Here is a 528-nt window from a genome sequence, read left to right as displayed (position 1 = left end):
TCTGGGCCGTGTCTCAGTCCCAGTGTGGCTGATCATCCTCTCAGAACAGCTAGGGATCGTCGCCTTGGTGAGCCATTACCTCACCAACTAGCTAATCCCACCTAGGTTCATCCAATCGCGGAAGGCCCGAAGGTCCCCTCCTTTCCCCCGTAGGGCGTATGCGGTATTAGCAGTCGTTTCCAACTGTTATCCCCCTCGACTGGGCAGATCCCTAGGCATTACTCACCCGTCCGCCGCTCGCCACCTCAGAAGTAAACTCCCTTGTGCTGCCGCTCGACTTGCATGTGTTAGGCCTGCCGCCAGCGTTCAATCTGAGCCATGATCAAACTCTTCAATTAAAGTTTTGTTGCTTCAGTCTTGCGACTTCAGCGGCTCAATGAATTCTGATTTTTTTGTTTCTCGCTAAAGAAACAAACTGTACATATTGCTATGAACACTCATTGTTACATTGATTTAAATTTTTGACTGCCAACCCGAAGGCTAAGCAGTTTCGATTAACTCAACACCTGTGAGTGTCCACACAGATTT

General features: G+C 49.2%; 1 rRNA gene. It reads right to left on the bottom strand.

Annotated features, from left to right (window positions below):
* A 16S ribosomal RNA gene (locus L5M17_RS23070) occupies nucleotides 1-338 on the bottom strand; the annotation flags it as partial.
* Nucleotides 339-528: the final 190 nt, after the last annotated feature.

Source organism: Shewanella sp. SW24 (assembly GCF_025653395.1).
GTDB classification, from domain to species: domain Bacteria; phylum Pseudomonadota; class Gammaproteobacteria; order Enterobacterales; family Shewanellaceae; genus Shewanella; species Shewanella oncorhynchi.
Note: the sequence above shows the minus strand (reverse complement) of the source record. Positions and strands in the feature narration are given on the sequence as shown.